At 37.0% G+C, this 473-nt stretch carries 1 pseudogene; it reads left to right on the forward strand.

Going from position 1 to position 473, the window contains the following annotated elements:
* Positions 1–252: 252 nt before the first annotated feature.
* A pseudogene (locus WYK_RS06475) lies at positions 253–459 on the forward strand (SDR family NAD(P)-dependent oxidoreductase); the annotation flags it as partial.
* Between the last annotated feature and the right edge of the window lie 14 nt (positions 460–473).

The raw sequence follows: 473 nt of genomic DNA on the forward strand, positions 1-473 counted from the left end.
GAATATGCGTTACCAACTTGCTGCAATATTTGTTTCTTTAATCGCTAACTCGGTTTCTTGATTCAGGGTTACTGTTGCGTTCACATTGTTTGGTGTAACACCTTTTTGTCATGGAAATCTTGACCGATTGATTCACAATTGTTCCTCCCCCATTTCCAATGCATAACGGGAAGGACAAAATAGTTTAACACTAAACTATTTTGTGTTAAACTATTTTTCGTTAAACTAAATATATATTAGGGGGAAGAATTTATGAAATTACAAGATAAAGTAACCATTATTACTGGCGGGGCTGGCGGAATCGGCGGCGGTATGGCGAAAGCAATGGTCAAAGAAGGCGCAATCGTCGTCATTGTAGATGTGAATGAACAGCTAGGCAAAGAGATGGAAAAGCAATTACAAGAATTCTCACCGGAATCTATGTTTATTCAAGCTGATTTAACTGATCATGCGAATTTAAAAATATTGTAGAA

The organism is Peribacillus psychrosaccharolyticus ATCC 23296 (genome assembly GCF_000305495.1).
GTDB classification, from domain to species: Bacteria; Bacillota; Bacilli; order Bacillales; family DSM-1321; genus Peribacillus; species Peribacillus psychrosaccharolyticus.